At 68.1% G+C, this 370-nt stretch carries 1 protein-coding gene; it reads right to left on the bottom strand.

Features of this window, described 5'->3' with window-relative positions:
* Positions 1 to 99: 99 nt before the first annotated feature.
* The coding region (locus tag OO70_RS50820) for a hypothetical protein (RefSeq protein ID WP_043688480.1) at positions 100 to 370 on the bottom strand (271 nt) is incomplete at its 5' end.

Genomic DNA, 370 nt, shown 5'->3' with positions numbered 1-370 from the left:
TCATGTTGAGGCGGTGGGAGGTCAGGAGGCTGTACGCGCCGATGACTGCGCCGATGGCCACCACGGCGTAGGCGATGACTCCTGCTATGTCGCTCCAGCTCACAGGACATCCCCTTCATCCAGGGTCGGGAGGGAGTCGCCCTGGAGCGGCTCACGGGTGCCGGCCTCTACGGTCTTGGGCTTCATGGCGCCGAGGGTGCGGCCCGAGGGGTCGAACCGGAACGGTGGCTTGGCGCGGCTCATCATCTCGGGCAAGTCGTCCGCGATCACCGTGAGTTCGTCGGTGTGGCCCATGGAGATCAGGGGCCGTCCGGCGCCCGTCCACCGCCACGCTTTGCGCCACATGCTCGCGGCGTGCTGGGCGTAGACC

Source organism: Streptomyces xylophagus, from assembly GCF_000716435.1.
Lineage (GTDB): Bacteria > Actinomycetota > Actinomycetes > Streptomycetales > Streptomycetaceae > Streptomyces > Streptomyces xylophagus.
This window is presented reverse-complemented; position numbering and strand designations above follow the sequence as displayed.